The 18088-nt window shown below is 44.4% G+C and carries 12 protein-coding genes; 2 read left to right on the top strand and 10 right to left on the bottom strand.

Annotated elements, in window-relative coordinates; all coding sequences use genetic code 11:
* Window positions 1–53 precede the first annotated feature (53 nt).
* The 3 genes from H0913_RS00060 to nagK all read right to left on the bottom strand — a co-directional run bounded on the left by H0913_RS00060 (window position 54) and on the right by nagK (window position 4275).
* The gene (locus H0913_RS00060) at window positions 54–2255 is read right to left on the bottom strand and encodes a flotillin family protein (RefSeq protein ID WP_154603209.1); all 2202 of its coding nucleotides are present in this window, start codon (window positions 2253–2255) and stop codon (window positions 54–56) included.
* 74 nt (window positions 2256–2329) lie between these two features.
* The gene (locus H0913_RS00055) at window positions 2330–2968 is read right to left on the bottom strand and encodes an OB-fold-containig protein (protein ID WP_154637885.1); all 639 of its coding nucleotides are present in this window, start codon (window positions 2966–2968) and stop codon (window positions 2330–2332) included.
* A 395-nt stretch (window positions 2969–3363) separates the two neighbouring features.
* Entirely contained in the window at window positions 3364–4275 is a 912-nt protein-coding gene (gene nagK / locus H0913_RS00050) for an N-acetylglucosamine kinase (protein WP_181477755.1), read from the bottom strand.
* 195 nt (window positions 4276–4470) lie between these two features.
* Between nagK and ykgO the strand changes: the two genes are divergently transcribed.
* Window positions 4471–4596, top strand: a complete 126-nt coding sequence (gene ykgO, locus H0913_RS00045) for a type B 50S ribosomal protein L36 (RefSeq protein ID WP_006660624.1) — start codon at window positions 4471–4473, stop codon at window positions 4594–4596.
* A 106-nt stretch (window positions 4597–4702) separates the two neighbouring features.
* On the opposite strand, the gene yidZ is transcribed toward ykgO, so the two are convergent.
* Both yidZ and H0913_RS00035 read right to left on the bottom strand, forming a co-directional pair.
* Complete coding sequence (yidZ, locus tag H0913_RS00040; RefSeq protein WP_181477754.1) at window positions 4703–5668, bottom strand: HTH-type transcriptional regulator YidZ; 966 nt, start codon at window positions 5666–5668, stop codon at window positions 4703–4705.
* Complete coding sequence (locus tag H0913_RS00035; RefSeq protein WP_154603206.1) at window positions 5661–6845, bottom strand: MdtL family multidrug efflux MFS transporter; 1185 nt, start codon at window positions 6843–6845, stop codon at window positions 5661–5663. The genes yidZ and H0913_RS00035 overlap by 8 nt, the downstream gene beginning before the upstream one ends.
* A gap of 325 nt (window positions 6846–7170) precedes the next feature.
* Between H0913_RS00035 and asd the strand changes: the two genes are divergently transcribed.
* Window positions 7171–8277 carry an aspartate-semialdehyde dehydrogenase gene (asd, locus tag H0913_RS00030; protein WP_154603205.1) on the top strand — a complete coding sequence of 369 codons (1107 nt, stop codon included), beginning with the start codon at window positions 7171–7173 and terminating at the stop codon, window positions 8275–8277.
* Between the two features lie 134 nt (window positions 8278–8411).
* Here asd and H0913_RS00025 read toward each other — a convergent pair whose 3' ends face one another.
* From H0913_RS00025 to dnaA, 5 genes are all read right to left on the bottom strand, one after another.
* The gene (locus H0913_RS00025) at window positions 8412–11399 is read right to left on the bottom strand and encodes an autotransporter domain-containing protein (protein WP_181477753.1); all 2988 of its coding nucleotides are present in this window, start codon (window positions 11397–11399) and stop codon (window positions 8412–8414) included.
* 253 nt (window positions 11400–11652) lie between these two features.
* Window positions 11653–14067: a DNA topoisomerase (ATP-hydrolyzing) subunit B gene (gene gyrB / locus H0913_RS00020; RefSeq protein WP_036950665.1), complete on the bottom strand. Its 2415-nt coding sequence runs from the start codon at window positions 14065–14067 to the stop codon at window positions 11653–11655.
* Between the two features lie 18 nt (window positions 14068–14085).
* The gene (recF, locus tag H0913_RS00015) at window positions 14086–15180 is read right to left on the bottom strand and encodes a DNA replication/repair protein RecF (protein ID WP_036950667.1); all 1095 of its coding nucleotides are present in this window, start codon (window positions 15178–15180) and stop codon (window positions 14086–14088) included.
* Between the two features lie 9 nt (window positions 15181–15189).
* Entirely contained in the window at window positions 15190–16290 is a 1101-nt protein-coding gene (gene dnaN, locus H0913_RS00010; protein WP_132496996.1) for a DNA polymerase III subunit beta, read from the bottom strand.
* A gap of 5 nt (window positions 16291–16295) precedes the next feature.
* Complete coding sequence (gene dnaA / locus H0913_RS00005; protein WP_181477752.1) at window positions 16296–17687, bottom strand: chromosomal replication initiator protein DnaA; 1392 nt, start codon at window positions 17685–17687, stop codon at window positions 16296–16298.
* Between the last annotated feature and the right edge of the window lie 401 nt (window positions 17688–18088).

The raw sequence follows: 18088 nt of genomic DNA, 5'->3' as shown, positions 1-18088 counted from the left end.
AACTTGGCGGGATGAGGTATAAAACTTACCTGAAAAGCCTGAATATTGATGAATTAGCTTTGGTTATCATCGTAAGACACGGGTTTGCTCACGATGTTTTTCGCTGTTTGTGGCGCGCCTTTTGCTGCCATAAAGCCATTGATTAACTCTTTGACTTCAGGGTGTTGCAGTAAGGATGCGATATCAATTTTCTTCTCTTCTGTGACGCGATTGACTAACTTTTCAAGGTTATCTTTGGCAAAGCTGCTTTTATCCATAAACCCATCAACGGCTTTACCTAAGCTTAGTGCTTTGGAGAAGGTGTTAAAGAAGTCGCCATCGCCGCCCACAATTTCGATGTTGGTTTTGCTGAGCGCTGCAGCCAGTACATCCGCTTGTTCGCGAGCAATTTCTTTGTTCGCTTCAATGGATGCCATGGATTGCTCGAACTCTTTCTCAAGGCGCATACGGAATTCTTCGTGTGAACGCGCTGTGTCACTGAGGTGATCCATTGATTGGAATTTATCAGTCAGACCGTCAGCTTCCGCTTTCAGACGCTGGCGGATAACTTCAGCTTGCGCTGCGCCTAATTGGCCTTCACCGCGAGCTTGGGCTGCCAGTTTTTCTTCCAAGACTTTGGCATCCGCCAAGCCCAGTTTTTCTTTCGCATTGGCTTGTTGCTCTTCACCACGCGCCTGCGCTGCCAATTTTTCTTCCAGAATTTTCGCTTCGGCGAAACCTTGTTCGCGTTCGGCATTGGCTTTGGCTTCCATCACTTGCGCTTCGGTTAAGCCTTTTTCTTTCAGACCACGGGCTTCGGCTAACAGTTTTTCTGCGGTGATATTGGCTTGAACCAGACCTTCTTTCTCTTCAGCTTCAGCGGTCGCTTGGCGAACGCGGGCTTCTGCTAAACCAAGTGCGGCATGTTCTGCTTCAATCCCTTCCGCTAAGCGTTTTTTGGCTTCAGCCTGTTTGGCGGACGCTTCCAATTCGGCTTGTGCCATGGTGCTGATTTCTTCTGCACGGTGTTTGGCACTGGCTTCATCAGCTTCGGCTTTTTTCACCTGACGAACTAACGCTTCTTCTGCTTCTGCTTGGGCGTTGATCACGGTAACTTGCTTCATACGCTCAGCTTCTGAAATTTCGCGGACTTCCTTGATGCGTTCTTCTTCTTGAGCAACGGTTTTTTCAACGGCGACGCGTTCGCGGATCACGTTAGAAATATTCTTACGTTCTTCTTCTAATGCTTTTTCTTTTTCAATTCGTTGGAGTTCAACTTCACGTTCACGGGCGACAATTTCGAGCTCGCGAGCACGGTTTACGCGCTCTTCTTCGATAGCCACGGCGCGGGTGCGGTTCTGTTGAGCCACTTCCACTTCACGCATGCGGTTTTCTTCGCGGATCTCAATTTCTTGCTGAGTTTGAATGCGAGCTTGTTCGGATTTGAGGCGCTCTTCTTCTTGAACGCGTAGCGTTTCGGCTTGTTCACGCGCACGAATATTATCAATTTCGCGTTTTTGACGGGCTTCCGCATCGGCTTGTTGGCGCTCTAATGCCAGACTCGCTTCACGAGTTTCCACATTTTTCTTTTTGATAGCTAACTCTTGGTCGCGCTCTTTTTGGTTAGTTTCGATATTGTGGATAGCGGTAATTTCGGTGATTTTGCGAATACCTTCGGAGTCGAAAATATTATTTGGGTCGAGGGCAGATTTCGGCGTTTGTTCTAAATAGTCGATTGCCACGTCTTCTAGCGCATAACCGTTAAGATCTTTACCAATCACGTCCACAATACGATCACGGAAGCTTTGGCGGTCTTCGAACAGTTTGGCTAATTCTAATTGCTTACCTACGGTTTTCAGGGCTTCTGAGAATTTAGCACTGAATAGAGCACTGACGGCTTGATGGTCAGATGCGCGCTCAACACCGATAGCTTTAGCTACTTTTAATACGTCTTCGGTGGTTTCATTCACACGTAGATAGAAGGCAACGGTAATATCGGCACGTAAGTTATCTTGGCAAATTAAGCCATCTTTACCACGGCGGTCCACTTCCAGAGTCAGTAGCGAAATGCGCATAAACTCTTTTTTGTAGATAACGGGATACACTAATGCACCCGTAAAATGCACTTTGGGTTGTGAGGACATGTCGTTGACAATCAGAGCGGTACCTTGAGGGACTTTGATGTAGAAGGCTTTAAATAAACCAAAGAACCCAAGAATGATGATGATCACTCCCCCAACAACCGTTAAAAAAGGCATGTATTCAGCCAAATCCATATTTCTTCTCCATGGGTTCTGACGATATCGTCATTCTTTATTAATTAGCAAAGTAGGTAGTTTATTTTTTGTGTTTACTGCCTGAATTCGTTTTCGGTGACAACTTGGTAGCTGTGGGATTGTGGGTCATAACTGATGATAACGACGCGATCTCCGCGTTTAATATTTTCAGCACTAGGTGCTCTAACCTGCAAAATCAGCCCTGCACCACCATCTTCTAAGGTGGCTTCCCCATTTTGTTCAGTGACTGTCCCTGAGCGCACTGTTGCCAATTTTCCCATTAGCTGATGAACCGTTTTGGGTTTATTAAAGTTAACCAATCGGCTACGGATTGGTTTTAAGCAAATGGCGGTTAAGTGCAGGGAGATAAAGGCGGTGATCACCAGTGATGTGACGCCGACGGCGTAACGCAGCAAGGTCATATCAATGAAACGTAGGAATAAATGCGCAGCAAAGTAGCTAATCAACCAGCCGAAGAGGGTAAATAATGTCAAGATAATGGTGACGGGGATACCAGCTAAACCGAGTTTTGTTAGCCAGCCAGCAAAGCCAGTAAGATCGAGGCCATCAGCATCCAATTCGGTATCGATATTAAATAAATCAATATCTAACAGGCCAAAAGCGGCACAGAGCCAGTAAAAAAGAACAATAATCAGTAAACCGCTAAAGATAATGGTCGGAAAAGCCAAGCAATTTTCTAAAAACAAATTCATTTATTTTTCTCTTTAGTTAAGTGGCTGAATGTGACTTTAGCGGGTATCTGTCGGCTGCGAATATGACCTTTAATTGTGTTTTTATTACTCACCTATCAAAAAATGAGCAGAACTGAATCTATCATAAGCGCTTTTCAAATGAACAATATAGGACAAGTCTAGTTTCTAGATTATCTCGCTGATTTCTATGGTTAATTTTCTGTAGTTAATCTGAAAAAGAAAAATAGGTTCAACTTATTGATTATTAGTCAATTTAATTAAATTTAACAAAGATGATAACCATTCTCAATTATATTTTGGTAATTTTGAGGTATTGGTCATCTCTACTCTCGATAAGTCGAAAGAGTAGAGATGCGATTGTGGAACAATATGCGGAAATAATAATGTGCGGAAAATTAGTCGACGAGATTCAAAAATGCAGCGCCACGGGCGCCGCCAGAGGCTCCGTAACGGGCTTTTTCGATAGCTGGCATTTTCGCAATGCCATAAAGATATTGAGGTACTATTTCCGGTAATAGGCGATAAATCTCATCAAATTGCGACAGACCGCCACCAATCACCACTAAGTCAGGATCAAAGACGGTGATAACTTGCCCCATAAACATCGCCAGCACCATCATATAGCGTTCAACATGCTGTTTAGCGGCAATATCACCGTTGTGATAACGTTCAATAATCTCGATGGCAGAGCGCTTCTCACCGGCAAATGCAGCATAGATGCGTTCGAAGCCGGGGCCTGAAAGGTAGGTTTCAAAACAGGCGGTTTGACCACAACCACAGACAATTTCAGGTACGGTGTCCCCGAGATATTTTGCCGCACGAACACTCATATTCATGTGCCCGATTTCCCCTGCAATGCCATTTTTTCCCGATAAAACCTTGCCGTTGATGACGAAACCGCCACCAACACCAGTACCCAGAATCAAACCTAAAACGCTAGGATAACGCTTGAATTCAGGATCCCACGCTTCTGATAGGGCAAAGCAGTTGGCATCGTTTTCAACTTTAACTGGACGATTTAACAGCTTGGTTAGGTCATGAATGAAAGGCTTGTATTGTGCGCTTGGGACATTGGTCGTAAATACCACGCCTTCTGAGTGATTGACGATCCCCGGAACACCAATACCAATTTTACCTTGGCAGTTAAACTGCGCATCCGCTTCAGCTGTTAAATCACGAAAAGCATTGAGCAATGCGAGATAGTCATCTTTGGGGGTTGGAACACGTTTTTGCCACACTTGATTGAGCGCTTGGTCAAACACTGCTAGCTCAATTTTGGTGCCGCCCATGTCAAAGCCGTAATACATTTCATCTTCCTCAAATTGGTCTATTTCATTAAATAGAAATGTATCTATTTGATAAGTAATGACGGGAAGTCAGTAATAGCTTAATTATACAAAAGTTTCCCAGAAAATGATTGCGGGATAATTGGAATTCCTTTATTGTTATATTATAACATTACATTGATTTTTATTCACACTAAACTGTTATTAGGAGTTACCGTGAAAGTTCTCAGTTCATTAAAAACCGCTAAGCAGCGCCACCCTGATTGCCAAGTTGTGCGCCGTCGTGGTCGTATCTACGTGATTTGTAAAACCAATCCTCGTTTCAAAGCTGTACAAGGTTAGTATTCCGTTAGTCTCTGTTTCTTCGCATCCTTGCTTTCGCCCTAGCAATTCATACTCCTTGCTAGGGCGTTTTTTTAGGGTTTTACAAGCTTAAAGTTTCACAAAGTCAGGGTTTCACAAATTCAAGCGTACTGTTTTTGATCTGTTCTCTGAGCCACAGAGTTTTTGAGTTATAGGAATTGCGCTTGTGCCACAGCATTAAAAAAGGAATTTCGAGCTGCTGGTAGAGAATGTCATCAACAGGAAGAGGAAGGCAGACTAAATCAAGATTGAAATCATTAACATAGTGTTGGCAATAGCCGGGGGAGCTTGTGATCAGGTTATGATCGGGGCGAGACGCCATTAAGAGGGATTGTTCAAAGGTCGAAAAGGATAAATGGATTTGGCGATGTAATCCCATGGTTTCCAGTAAATCATCGAGCGCCCACGGAATACGGTTGCCAAATTCAGTACTGATATGCGGGTACTTTAAGTAATTCGCTAGTGTCCATTCTTCTTGCAAAATCGGGTGGTCACTGCGGATAAACGCCAGCGGTTTATCGGTGAATAACACTTCAAAATTTAGAATATCGGGGAGTTGGCTTATCGACTCTCTGGATAAATGAAAACTTTCACGACCGACTAACCCGATATCCGCATCCCCCGCAATCAGTGCTGCCAACGAGTTATAATCCCAATCCCGTACAATAACCTCCGATTCTGGGTATTGATTGAGGATATTCAGGGATAAATCGTGAAGCATGATTAAGTTTAACGGGGCTTCCATCATTAAGCGGAAAGTCATCCCGCTGGGTTTCTCGGTATCACGAATTTCAGCAATATAGTGTGAGAGATTTAAAAACTCAGGCAGTGATTTTTCAATGCGTAGCATGAGTGGGGTAGGAAGCAGCCCTTGCGGGCTGCGGATAAATAGGGGGTCATCAAACCATTGGCGTAATTTTGCCAAGGATTTACTGACCGAAGATGGGGTGATTGCCAAGCGCTTAGCCGCAAGGCTAACACTGCGTTCTTCCATCAAATACTGCAGAATAACCAGTAAATTTAAGTCTAATCGATGCAGTTGCTTATTCACATGTAGCGACCTGTTGGTTGACTTGCGTGGTGGGTACTCTTAGCAACACCATGCCAATCATTCCCGCTGCAAGCAAGATAATTAACAACATACTGATTGATGGAACGCCCATCACACCCATCACCCAAATATACGCCGAGGCGCAGCTTAATTGTGAGATGGCCAATACAGAACTGGCAATACCCGCTTTTTTGGCAAATGGCGATAGCGCTTGGCTCATGATAATGCCGAACTGCATTGAGAAACCAACACCGCAGAAGGCGAAAACGATGTACAGCATCGCCAAATATGGGAAGGCAAATAGATAGATGGAAAGCAGGACGCCACTGACCAAAAATAGACTTAACGCGGTATTCAGTAAGGTTCGGCTATTAAATGTCGAAATCAGTTTTGGCATCAAGAATGAGGTTCCCATACTCACCATCGCCAACAAGGTCATGGCGGTTGAGTATTGACCGGTTGTGAAACCGAGGTTTTCCATCAAGATAATTGGGGCGACGTTAACGTAAGTCAGGATCACACCCATGCCGAAGCAGGAAATAATCAAGCGTGTGACAAAGAAGGTGCTAAATAACTTTTCTTCTGTGGCTGGTTGGGTATTCGATTGCTCTGTTGGTGATGCTGAAGAGGGCTTTGTCTCTTTAATTGAGATTAAGCAAAATAGCATACTGATCACCGCATAACCGGCCATAAAGTAGAACATCACAGACCAGTGGTAGATCAGTAAAATGGCAAATCCAATGACAGGCGCTAACACGGGCGCAATACAGGTTACGCCATTCATTGCGGCGAGCACTTTGGTGCGTCGCTGCGGCGTCAATACATCACGCAAAATAGCGAAGGTCACGACATAACAAAAGCCTGCACCAATCCCTTGGAAGAATCGTGCTATTAAGAAGGTATCGATGGATGTGGCATTTCCGGCGATAACAGAGGCGATGGCAAATACCATCGTACCAACTAAAACGACTGGTTTTCGACCAATATGATCGGCGCACCATCCGGCAATTAACATGGTGGATGCCATACCCGCTAAATAGATAGAAAATGCCACATGGAGCTGGCTTTCATTGGCATTTAAATCGGCGGCAATATAAGGAATACCGGTTAAATGGAGGTCGACGCCCAAAGGATAGATAAGGACGATCCAGAAACTAAAAAGGACATATTTGGTCATGAGATACGCTACTTTGTGAGGATTAACCCGCTAATCTTAATTGGGTTGAGTGATGGAATGTATGGATTAATTGGAAAATAGTATTTTCCAAAATGGAAATTATCAATCAATAAGTTTTTACTAATTATTAGCGTTATTACTAATCTTCTTGCTATTAGTGATGAAATTCACTTGCACACTGGTTCATATTTTGTCACGTTTAATACGGTTGATTGATGGTTTCTGAATTTCATCTTTCCGAAAAATTTCCCGCTTCGATTGGCAAAGTGAAAGTCGAAGGTAGAAATTTTTTGGGTGATGTATGTAAACAGACAGGGTGAAGAGAATGAAAAATGTAGGGTTTATTGGCTGGCGTGGAATGGTCGGTTCCGTATTGATGCAAAGAATGGTAGAAGAAGGGGATTTTAACGTTATTCACCCGGTCTTTTTTACCACCTCCCAACACGGGGCTGAAGCGCCTGTTTTTGGTGGTCATCGCAGCACGTTGCAAGATGCATTTGATATCGATGCTCTGAGCGCACTGGATATTATTATTAGCTGCCAAGGTGGCGATTATACTAATGAAGTGTATCCAAAATTACGTGAAGCAGGCTGGAAAGGCTACTGGATTGATGCCGCGTCTGCACTGCGTATGAAAGACGATGCGATTATTATTTTAGATCCAGTGAACCACCAGCATATCCAAGACGGCTTAAATAAAGGCATTAAGACCTTCGTCGGCGGTAACTGTACGGTGAGTTTAATGCTGATGTCACTGGGCGGCCTATTTGCAAATAACTTGGTTGAGTGGGCTTCTGTTGCAACGTATCAAGCGGCATCCGGTGCGGGTGCGCGTAATATGCGTGAACTGCTGTCACAAATGGGTTCTTTACATGCGCAAGTGGCGAAAGAGCTGCAAAATCCGGCATCGGCTATCTTAGAAATCGAGAAAAAAGTCACAGACTTTACGCGTAGTGGTTCCATGCCAACGGACGCGTTTGGCGTTCCGTTAGCGGGTAGTTTGATCCCGTGGATTGATAAAGCGTTAGAAAATGGCCAAAGCCGCGAAGAGTGGAAAGGTCAGGCGGAAACCAACAAAATTCTGGCAACGGGTAGCAATATTATTCCGGTTGATGGCTTATGTGTTCGTGTGGGCGCATTACGCTGCCATAGCCAAGCGTTCACGCTGAAACTGAAAAAAGATGTGCCACTGAATGAAGTGGAGCAGCTGCTGGCTTCCCATAATGAGTGGGTGAAAGTGGTGCCAAATGACCGTGAAATCACGATGCGTGAACTGACTCCTGCAGCAGTGACAGGCACTCTGAGCACACCAGTAGGGCGTCTGCGTAAATTGAATATGGGCCCTGAGTATCTGTCCGCATTTACTGTGGGTGACCAGTTGCTATGGGGTGCTGCGGAGCCTCTGCGCCGCATGTTGAGAATTCTGCTGTAGTTCGCTTTTCTTAACGAACCTAAATAGGAATGGCACCGGAGTGATTCAACGCTCCGGTGCCATTTTGCTTTATTGTATTGATGCTTACTGTGTTGATAATTATCGTGTTGATGAATTACAACGAGACTAACGAATTAAAACGATACTAACAATTTGGCATCAAGATTATTTTCTAAATATCCCTTGGCCGTAAATTGGCTGTAATCCACGGATAGCTTGGTATTGTCGGTAATCTGAATATTCGATCCTAGCTTGAGTGCCATCCCATCTTGCGGTGCATTCACACCATGATAGTTAAGCGGTGACGCAAGTAGGTCGCGCTGGGAGAATCTAAATGCCATTTCACGCTCCCGCTTGTCATATTGATGTTGCCAGCCGAGTTCCCCATGTACATCGATTGAGGATGATTTACCCACTTTCCACTGGTTATCTAAACGTAATCCCAGCGTTGTGGTGGTGGCATCAAGGGATTGGCGACCTGTAACGAACGAGGCTTTTTCTCCTTTTTCTCTAAATCCATGGCTTTCTGCATTGGTAAAGGCAAAGTTGGCAAACGGCTCGGCATTGATGAATGCCGATTTCCACGGATAAGTTGCCTCTATAAACAGGTGGTTGGTTTTGCCTTTATAATCGGCGGTATTGTGATCGGAATAGATGGATGAGGTGACTGTTCTATCCGTTTTGATGGTGTGCCATGTGTGCCCAAGCCCTGCGCGTAAGGTGATTGGCGCTAATTTTAATGAGCCATAAGCTGTTAAATAATAGTTGTTGCTATGGCTATGACCGACACCGCCTGATACGGAGTTTTTGGTAAAACCGGAGCTCATTCCAAAGATAAAGTCATCATTAAAGAAATGCTTATCTGCTCCTAAGAACACCCCATAATTGCTATTGGTAAAGCCGGATGCGTTGCCGTCGCTTTGGGTTCTATCCCAATGATAAGGCACGTTTACCCAGACGTTACCGCGGTTATCGCCACGCTCTTTGACGATATTTTCTGATGCGCGTGTTTGTTGCAGCAGCGTACCGTGATATTGGCGATGGTTATTTAACTGGCTAGCAAGGGTATCAATATGAATTTGTGGGGATAAGGTTCGAAGAAGATCGTTAACCCCTGCGGTGGTTTGGCTGAGGATTAAACGTTTATACAGGGTGTTATTCAATGGGAGATCTTCAAGGGCGTGAGCAATGGCGGTTTGGTTTGGCGTCTTTGCAAAGGCATCAAAAGTCAGGCCACTACGACCGACGTTGAGTGTGACACGTTGCATCGTGGGTGAACGAGGATCTGCACCATAATTTAATGTAGTACCAATAAATAGATAGTTAGGTTCGATACTGTCAAATTTCCCTTGAATATTGGGGGCGCGAATAATTTCATATTGAGTGCGGAATCGACCCTGAATTTCATCTTGACTAGGTATCCGTTCATTGAATGGTTCTGATTCTTCAGCGAAGAACACGTTGACCTTGCCCCCGTTGATGGTCACTGTACCGCCAGCATGTAGGGCGTCAAATTCCTGTATTACATCTTTTTGAATACTCACATGGAATTCACTGCCGGGCTGGAATATGGCGGTGTTATTCACCCTGATATGCCTTGTCGGGTCTCTAGTATTATCTCCAGGGGCTAAGATAGCGCCGCTGTTAACCACTAAGTCATCAACCGTGCCAGAAGCTATAAATCGGGCTCCTTGGTTTAATGTCACCGTATTTTTGATGCTGTGACTGAGCTGTAATGTGCCATTGGTGACGTCAACTGGCGCATGTAGGATGTGTTTGACCTCAAGCTTTCCACCATTGACATTGACGGGGCCTGTTAAGTGGTTTTCTTGCGTTAAAACCACACGACCTTGCTGTATTTCAAGCCCTGCAAAACGGTTAATTCCAGCTAAGGTTAATGAGCCATCCCCTTGTTTGATTAATCGCCCTTTGCCATCGATGTCATTGCTCCAAATATCAGTAATGCCGACGTTTGCAACGTCATTTTGAGTTACCCGTTGATTGACGACCCAATCTTCAGCGAAATGCGTAGGCCCTTTGTAAGCTTTGGATAAGTTAATCAGTCCCCAATAGCTTTCCGGTTGATCCGGCTTAACGCCCCAGCCTGCTAAAGAGTTTGTAGGATAAGCGGTGCCTGCAATAATCTGCTGCCACTGTGATTTGTTAAGATAGGCAAAGCGAGAGCGTAGCAAATACGCAGCATCAGCGGGAATTTGGTCAACGCGGAGTGCTAGGGAAGGCTGTTCACTCTGCTGAGCGTAATAACCTAGGTTTTCATTAAAAGAGGGGAGAGAGCCTATTGGCGGTTTACATTTCTTATCACTGATGGTGCATTGATTGTTTAGCTCTTGGCGTACTTCTTTGGCGTGGCTAATCAGTATATTGGCGGTTTTATCCTCTTTTAGTAAATGGGCGAGAAGATAATAATTGGCTGCCCGTGAGGCAATGGTGTCAGTTGGGAAATGTGCGCCGACAATCACGCGGCTTTCTCCATAGCCTATGGCTCTATCAAAGAATTGAGCGCCTTTTTCTGGATAAATCGTGGCAAAGATAGCGGCTTGTTTGAATCCATTCCAAGTGTGTCCGCTTGGGTAAGAGGAGCCTGTAATATCGACATAGTTTGGGAGATATTCACCTTTATCATCGAGTACTTGATTTGGGCGACCACGTAAATAATAGTCTTTGAGAATAAAATCCATTGAGCGAGTTCGATTTTGAATTGGGTCATTTGCAAAGGTGGCTAAATGGAATAAATTATCTAAACGTTTATAGGCTTTAATTTCTTTAAAATCATTATAATTAAATCCTTTTTGATTAAATACGTATTCTCGGTAAATATTAAAAAGATATTCTGGCGTACTTTTTTTGTCTTTTTCTGCATTCTTTTTACGTTTTCCCGTTAATTGGGTTGCCTGCTGGCTAACATCTTTATCCCATTGCGCCGCTTGAGATTGCGGGGCTGGGTATGGTGGTATTACCTGATCCCTTAGTTCTTCAAGTCGCTGATTTCGCTGATTAATGATGAGTTCACTGGCATCAATATAATTTGAGTTTGCAAAGGTAATTTGGGCGTTAAATAGAGCAAATAGACCGAGCGATACCGCGGGAGTTATTTTATTCATTATAGACCTATAGATTTTTAGAGAGGATAAAATCTATTTCATCTTAATGCGCTATTTTTTATTTTCTATAAATAGAAAATAAAATGAGACAAACTTTATTTTTATTCTTCATTCTATTAATTAAATTCATTTAGTTATTTAATTAAATTCAAATTGGAATTAATAATAAATAGATATTTAAGATTAAAATTAAATAAAAAAATAACCCTATACCGAAGTATAGGGTTATTCAATGACTTGGCTGGAAAATCGATTAAATATCGATGTTCGCGGCTTTTAAGGCGTTCTCTTCGATAAAGGCACGGCGAGGCTCAACCGCATCCCCCATCAGGGTAGTGAACAGCTGGTCAGTTGCAATGGCATCTTTGACCGTCACACGCATCATGCGGCGAGTTTCGGGGTTCATGGTGGTTTCCCAAAGTTGTTCTGGGTTCATTTCACCAAGGCCTTTATAACGCTGCACGGATAAACCACGACGAGATTCACGGCTTAACCAATCTAATGCTTGCTCGAAGTTGTCGATATTCTGGCGACGTTCACCGCGTTGAATATAAGCACCTTCTTCGATTAATCCACCGATGATGTCACCTAATTCGGTGATACGGCGGTATTCGCTACCATGAACGAAGTCGAAATCGAGGTTGTAGTCGCTATCAACACCATGGGTACGGATACGAATGGTTGGTTCGAATAGCTGACGCTCGCGGTTTTCGTGAATGATATAGCTGTAAGAGCTACCCGCTTGCTCGTTCTCTTCTAAACGCGCCACTAAGGTTTTCGCCCACTCTTCAACTTGCGCACTATCTTTCAGTGCTTCTTCAGTCAGTGTGGATTGATACACTAAGCTGTTCAGCAGCGCTTGTGGGTACAGGCGCTCAAGACGGCGGATAATACGGTGCGCTGCATTGTATTCAACAACCAGTTTTTCCAGTTGTTCACCTTTCATGGCTGGGGCTTCTGCACTTAAGTGCAGCTCAGCGCCATCCAGCGCGATAGAGATCAAATAGTCATCCATCGCTTCGTCGTCCTTAATGTATTGCTCTTGTTTACCGCGTTTCACTTTATACAGTGGTGGCTGAGCAATAAAGATATGACCACGTTCAACGATTTCTGGCATTTGGCGGTAGAAGAAGGTCAACAGTAACGTACGAATGTGCGAACCATCGACGTCGGCATCCGTCATGATGATGATGCTGTGATAACGCAGTTTGTCTGGGTTATATTCATCACGACCAATACCACAGCCTAATGCGGTGATCAGTGTCGCAACTTCTTGAGAAGAGAGCATTTTATCGAAACGCGCTTTTTCCACGTTCAGGATTTTACCTTTCAGTGGCAAAATTGCTTGGTTCTTACGGTTACGACCTTGTTTTGCAGAGCCGCCCGCAGAGTCCCCTTCCACTAAGTATAATTCAGATAATGCAGGGTCACGTTCTTGGCAGTCTGCCAGTTTACCCGGCAAGCCTGCTAAATCTAATGCCCCTTTACGGCGGGTCATTTCACGCGCTTTACGTGCAGCTTCACGGGCACGCGCAGCATCAATGATTTTGCCCACAACGATTTTAGCGTCGTTTGGATTTTCTAATAAATACTCAACCAGCTTCTCGTTCATCATGGTTTCTACAGCGGTTTTCACTTCTGAAGAAACGAGTTTTTCTTTGGTCTGAGAAGAGAATTTTGGATCTGGCACTTTCACAGAAATAACGGCAATTAAGCCTTCACGCGCATCGTCACCTGTTGCGTTGACTTTGCTTTTCTTCTGGTAGCCTTCTTTTTCCATGTAGTTGTTTAGGGTACGGGTCATCGCAGCACGGAAGCCCGCTAAGTGGGTTCCGCCATCGCGCTGAGGAATGTTGTTAGTAAAGCAGTAAACATTCTCTTGGAAACCGTCGTTCCACTGCATGGAAACTTCCACGCCAATACCGTCTTTCTCAGTGGAGAAATAGAATACGGATGGGTGAATTGGGGTTTTGTTGCGGCTCAGGTACTCAACGAAGGCCTTGATCCCACCTTCGTAGTGGAAATGGTCTTCTTTGCCATCACGTTTATCAATTAAACGGATGGAAACCCCTGAGTTTAAGAATGAAAGTTCACGTAAGCGTTTTGCCAGAATGTCGTATTCGAATTCAGTGACACCTTTGAAGGTATCCATGCTTGGCCAGAAACGTACGCGAGTCCCTGTCTGGTCAGTTTCACCGACGACAGTCAGAGGACCTTGTGGTTCACCGTGTTTGTACACTTGTTCGTGGACTTTACCGTCACGGCGGATCACTAATTCAAGTTTTTCAGATAAGGCGTTAACAACCGAAACACCTACACCGTGCAAACCACCGGAAACTTTATAGGAGTTGTCGTCAAATTTACCGCCAGCGTGCAGAACGGTCATGATAACTTCTGCAGCGGAGACACCTTCTTCTTCGTGGATGCCAGTAGGGATACCACGTCCATCATCTTGGACAGAGACGGAGTTATCGGCATGGATAGTGATGACGATATCGTCACAGAAACCTGCTAAGGCTTCATCGATAGCGTTATCCACAACCTCGAAGACCATGTGATGAAGACCTGTTCCATCGTCGGTATCACCGATATACATGCCAGGGCGCTTACGCACCGCATCCAGTCCTTTTAATACCTTGATACTTGAGGAGTCATATGTATTCGACATCAACGTTTCCTGCTCTTTCTATTCCTGAGGTTGAACTTCTATTTTGCCTTGCTCTACACTAAACATCTTACTGTTGGCATCAATCATATCATTGACTTGCGCCGGTGTAATAGCACTTACAAACACTTGTGCTTGCGTAGCTTTGAGTCGAGCCGCTAATAATTGCCGGCGACCAGAATCAAGTTCTGAAGCAAAATCATCCAGTAGATACAGGCATTGTTGCCCGCTCTGTTGGGTGAAATATTCACCCTGCGCTAACCTGAGTGCACACATTAATAATTTCAGTTGGCCGCGAGAGAGCATATCTTCAACGGGAATGCCGTTGGCTCGAATTCGCAGGTCAGCTTTATGTGGCCCCGATGCGGTGTAGGTTAACGCTCTATCGCGCTCAAACTGCCGCTCTAACTGTTCTGAATAATCAATTTCTTTGTCCCAACCACGTTGGAAAGAGACTGAAAGTGAAAATTCGGGTAAAAATTGTTTGCAGGTTTGCTCAATATTTTCTGCGATACCTGCAATATACTCGCCGCGCCACTGGCTAATTTGTTCGGAAATTGGAGCGAGTTGCTGATCCCAATGGCGAATTTGCTCATAACGAGTCACTTGTCGTAAAGCCGCATTTCGCTGCTTTAACAAACGTTTTAAGTCCGACCACGTCGAGAAAAAGAGGGCTTCATTATGAAAGCATCCCCAATCGATAAACGCACGTCGATATTTTGGACCGCCGTTCAGCAAGGTAAACCCTTCAGGGGTAATGAGCTGCATTGGCAATAACTTTGCGAGTTCTGCAATTTTATGCCCGTCGGTACCATCAATTCGGACTTTACTGTCGCCTTCGCGGTTTTTACTCAAACCCAGCGACAATGTTTTACGTTCGGTGTCTGAGTGTCCCAGTTTACCATGTAAAATAAATTGTTCTTGGTCATGACGGATAACTCTGTTCGCCTGAATGCTGCGAAAGGCCCGTCCATGTCCAAGTGTATAAATTGCTTCCAGTACACTGGTTTTGCCACTCCCATTAGGCCCAATTAAAAAATTGAACCCAGTTGCAAGGGAGAGATCGGCGTCTTCTATATTACGAAAATCGCGGATCAATAAACGCGAAAGGATCATACGGACTGATTACAAACGCATTGGCATAACAACATAGACCGCAGAGCGGCTTGCTGAGTCTTCAATTTGTACGCTAGAAACGGCATCCGTTAAAAACAGTGTGACATTTTCGCTTTTCAGCGCGTTCAAGACGTCGAGGATGTAACTGACGTTAAAGCCAATTTCCATCTCACCACCTTGGTAATTAACATCAACAATTTCTTCCGCTTCTTCCTGCTCAGGGTTATTCGCCGTGATGCGTAATTGGTTTTCACTGAAGAATAAGCGCACGCCACGGAATTTTTCGTTAGACAAAATTGCTGCGCGTGAGAAGGCTTGTTTGAGCAAATCACAGCGAGCTTCTAAGGTTTTATCTGGATTCTTTGGCAGAACGCGGCGGTAGTCAGGGAAACGACCGTCAACGAGTTTAGAGGTAAAGATAAAGTCGCCAACATGGGCGCGAATATTGTTGCTACCAATTTGTAGCTGCAATAATGCGTCGCCGCCATCGAGTAGGCGCATCAATTCCATGACACCTTTGCGAGGTACGATCACAGAATGTGATGGCAATTCTTGACCAATATCCATTGAGCAAACTGCAAGGCGGTGACCATCTGTGGAGACAGTTCTCAGCATTTGCCCTTCAGTTTCAAACAGCATGCCGTTCAGGTAATAACGAACGTCTTGGTGTGCCATTGAAAACTGGGTCGCTTCAATTAAACGTTTCAGTATGGATTGAGGCAGAGAAAATTCGACTTCGCTTTGCCAGTCATCTAAGTTCGGGAAGTCAGCAGCAGGTAAAGTAGATAATGAGAAACGGCTGCGCCCAGAGCGGACAAGCAGTCGGTCATCATTAAGCTCGACTTGGATTTCAGAACCTTCCGGTAAACCACGCCAAATATCAAAAAACTTGCGCGCAGGCACCGTGGTGGCACCAATTTCATGCTCACGAGTGAGCGGAACATTGGCCATCATCTCCATTTCTAGGTCGGTTCCCGTCAGTTGCAGGGCACCTTCTTTTACGTGAAGTAAAAGGTTTCCTAAAATAGGCAACGTTGGACGTCCACCTAAAGGGCCACTAACCTGTTGTAACGGTTTTAATAACTGCTCGCGTTCTATAATAAATTTCATAGCAATTAAGATGATAATGTTCTGATTAGATTTGAAAAATCTTCTTTGATGTCATGGCTTTCTTCTCGTAATTGTTCAATTTTACGACAAGCGTGCAACACCGTGGTGTGGTCACGACCGCCAAAAGCATCCCCGATTTCAGGTAAACTATGGTTTGTCAGCTCTTTCGCCAGTGCCATTGCCATCTGACGCGGACGAGCGACAGAACGAGAACGACGTTTAGAAAGTAAATCAGCGACTTTGATTTTATAGTACTCAGCAACAGTTTTCTGAATATTATCAATAGTTACCAGCTTTTCTTGCAGTGCTAATAGGTCACGTAACGCTTCTCGAACAAAATCGATAGTGATAGCGCGACCGGTAAAATTCGCGTTAGCAATAACGCGGTTTAATGCACCTTCTAACTCACGCACATTAGAACGTAAGCGTTTTGCGATGAAAAATGCCACTTCACCGGGCAGTTGGATTTCGTTCTCATCGGCTTTTTTCATCAAAATAGCCACACGGGTTTCTAACTCGGGTGGTTCAATCGCAACGGTCAAACCCCAGCCGAAACGGGACTTTAATCTATCTTCTACGCCGTTGATCTCTTTTGGATAACGGTCGGAGGTCAAAATAATTTGTTGATTGCCTTCAAGCAGGGCGTTGAATGTATGGAAAAATTCTTCTTGTGAACGCTCTTTGTTGGCAAAAAATTGAATATCATCAATCAGTAAGGCATCAACAGAACGGTAATAACGTTTGAATTCTTCAATGGCGTTATTCTGCAATGCTTTGACCATATCTTGTACAAATCGTTCAGAATGCATATAGACCACGCGGGCGTTGGCCTTGTGCTGCATAATGCTATTACCCACGGCGTGTAATAAGTGTGTTTTACCTAAACCCGTTCCACCATAAAGGAACAGTGGGTTATATGCGCCGCCAGGGTTTTCAGCAACTTGCCTCGCTGCCGCACGAGCCAGTTGGTTTGATTTACCTTCAACGAAGTTATCAAACGTGTGTTTTGGGTTCACATTCGAACGGTATGACACGTCTGGTTGAACTTTAGTTGAGTTATCCCAACTTGGTTTTACTGGTGCTGATGGCGCGGCGAACGCAGGCATTTCATTATTAGTACGTACTTGAGGGCTCACCGGCGCGATGGTCATCGGTTTGTTGCCTACTTCAAAGTGTAGAGCAGGGGCATCAGAACCGCAAAAGTCATTCAATAATTCATTGATATTATTGATGTACTTATCTCTCACCCAATCAAGGACGAAACGATTCGGGGCATACAGTGCCAGTGTATTATCGTTTAATTCAGCTTGAAGAGGGCGTATCCACATACTGAATTCTGTGGCAGGTAGTTCATCCTGCAATCGGGCAAGACATTGCTGCCAAAGCGAAAGTGACACGTTGGACTCCCCTAACAAGGTCAATGAAACAAGAATTACGGATTTCGTTAAGAATTTTTTACTGGCAACTATTCCATTAGTCACTTTTCGTGGTCACTAAGAGAATAGGGGGCCAGAGAAGGTGTTTGACTAACTTTTACTCACCATATCTATCCACAGCATATTCCTGATCCTCCGATCAGAAATAGACCTGCGATCATACCGCAAAATTCACTCAAGATCTCCATTCTTTTACACAGTTTTTATGCTTTTTATCCACAGGCAAATGTGATAAGGCGGCTCTGGTAGGGGAGAATTTTGCTGGGTGATCGCGGGCAACGACAAATTTTCCACATGTCTGGGGATAACTTTAGCCTATATATAGAAATAATCTCCCAAGATCAAAAAATATTTTCGGATCC

The sequence above is a fragment of the Providencia rettgeri genome (genome assembly GCF_013702265.1).
GTDB classification, from domain to species: domain Bacteria; phylum Pseudomonadota; class Gammaproteobacteria; order Enterobacterales; family Enterobacteriaceae; genus Providencia; species Providencia zhijiangensis.
The sequence above is the reverse complement of the archived record's forward strand: the minus strand, read 5'-3'. Positions and strand labels throughout refer to the sequence as shown.

What these genes read in the sequence shown, in the direction of transcription:
- H0913_RS00060 (WP_154603209.1), bottom strand. Translation starts at nt 2,255, where the DNA reads ATGGATTTGGCTGAATACATGCCTTTTTTAACGGTTGTTGGGGGAGTG.
- H0913_RS00055 (WP_154637885.1), bottom strand. Translation starts at nt 2,968, where the DNA reads ATGAATTTGTTTTTAGAAAATTGCTTGGCTTTTCCGACCATTATCTTT.
- nagK (WP_181477755.1), bottom strand. Translation starts at nt 4,275, where the DNA reads ATGTATTACGGCTTTGACATGGGCGGCACCAAAATTGAGCTAGCAGTG.
- H0913_RS00035 (WP_154603206.1), bottom strand. Translation starts at nt 6,845, where the DNA reads ATGACCAAATATGTCCTTTTTAGTTTCTGGATCGTCCTTATCTATCCT.
- asd (WP_154603205.1), top strand. Translation starts at nt 7,171, where the DNA reads ATGAAAAATGTAGGGTTTATTGGCTGGCGTGGAATGGTCGGTTCCGTA.
- H0913_RS00025 (WP_181477753.1), bottom strand. Translation starts at nt 11,399, where the DNA reads ATGAATAAAATAACTCCCGCGGTATCGCTCGGTCTATTTGCTCTATTT.
- gyrB (WP_036950665.1), bottom strand. Translation starts at nt 14,067, where the DNA reads ATGTCGAATACATATGACTCCTCAAGTATCAAGGTATTAAAAGGACTG.
- recF (WP_036950667.1), bottom strand. Translation starts at nt 15,180, where the DNA reads ATGATCCTTTCGCGTTTATTGATCCGCGATTTTCGTAATATAGAAGAC.
- dnaN (WP_132496996.1), bottom strand. Translation starts at nt 16,290, where the DNA reads ATGAAATTTATTATAGAACGCGAGCAGTTATTAAAACCGTTACAACAG.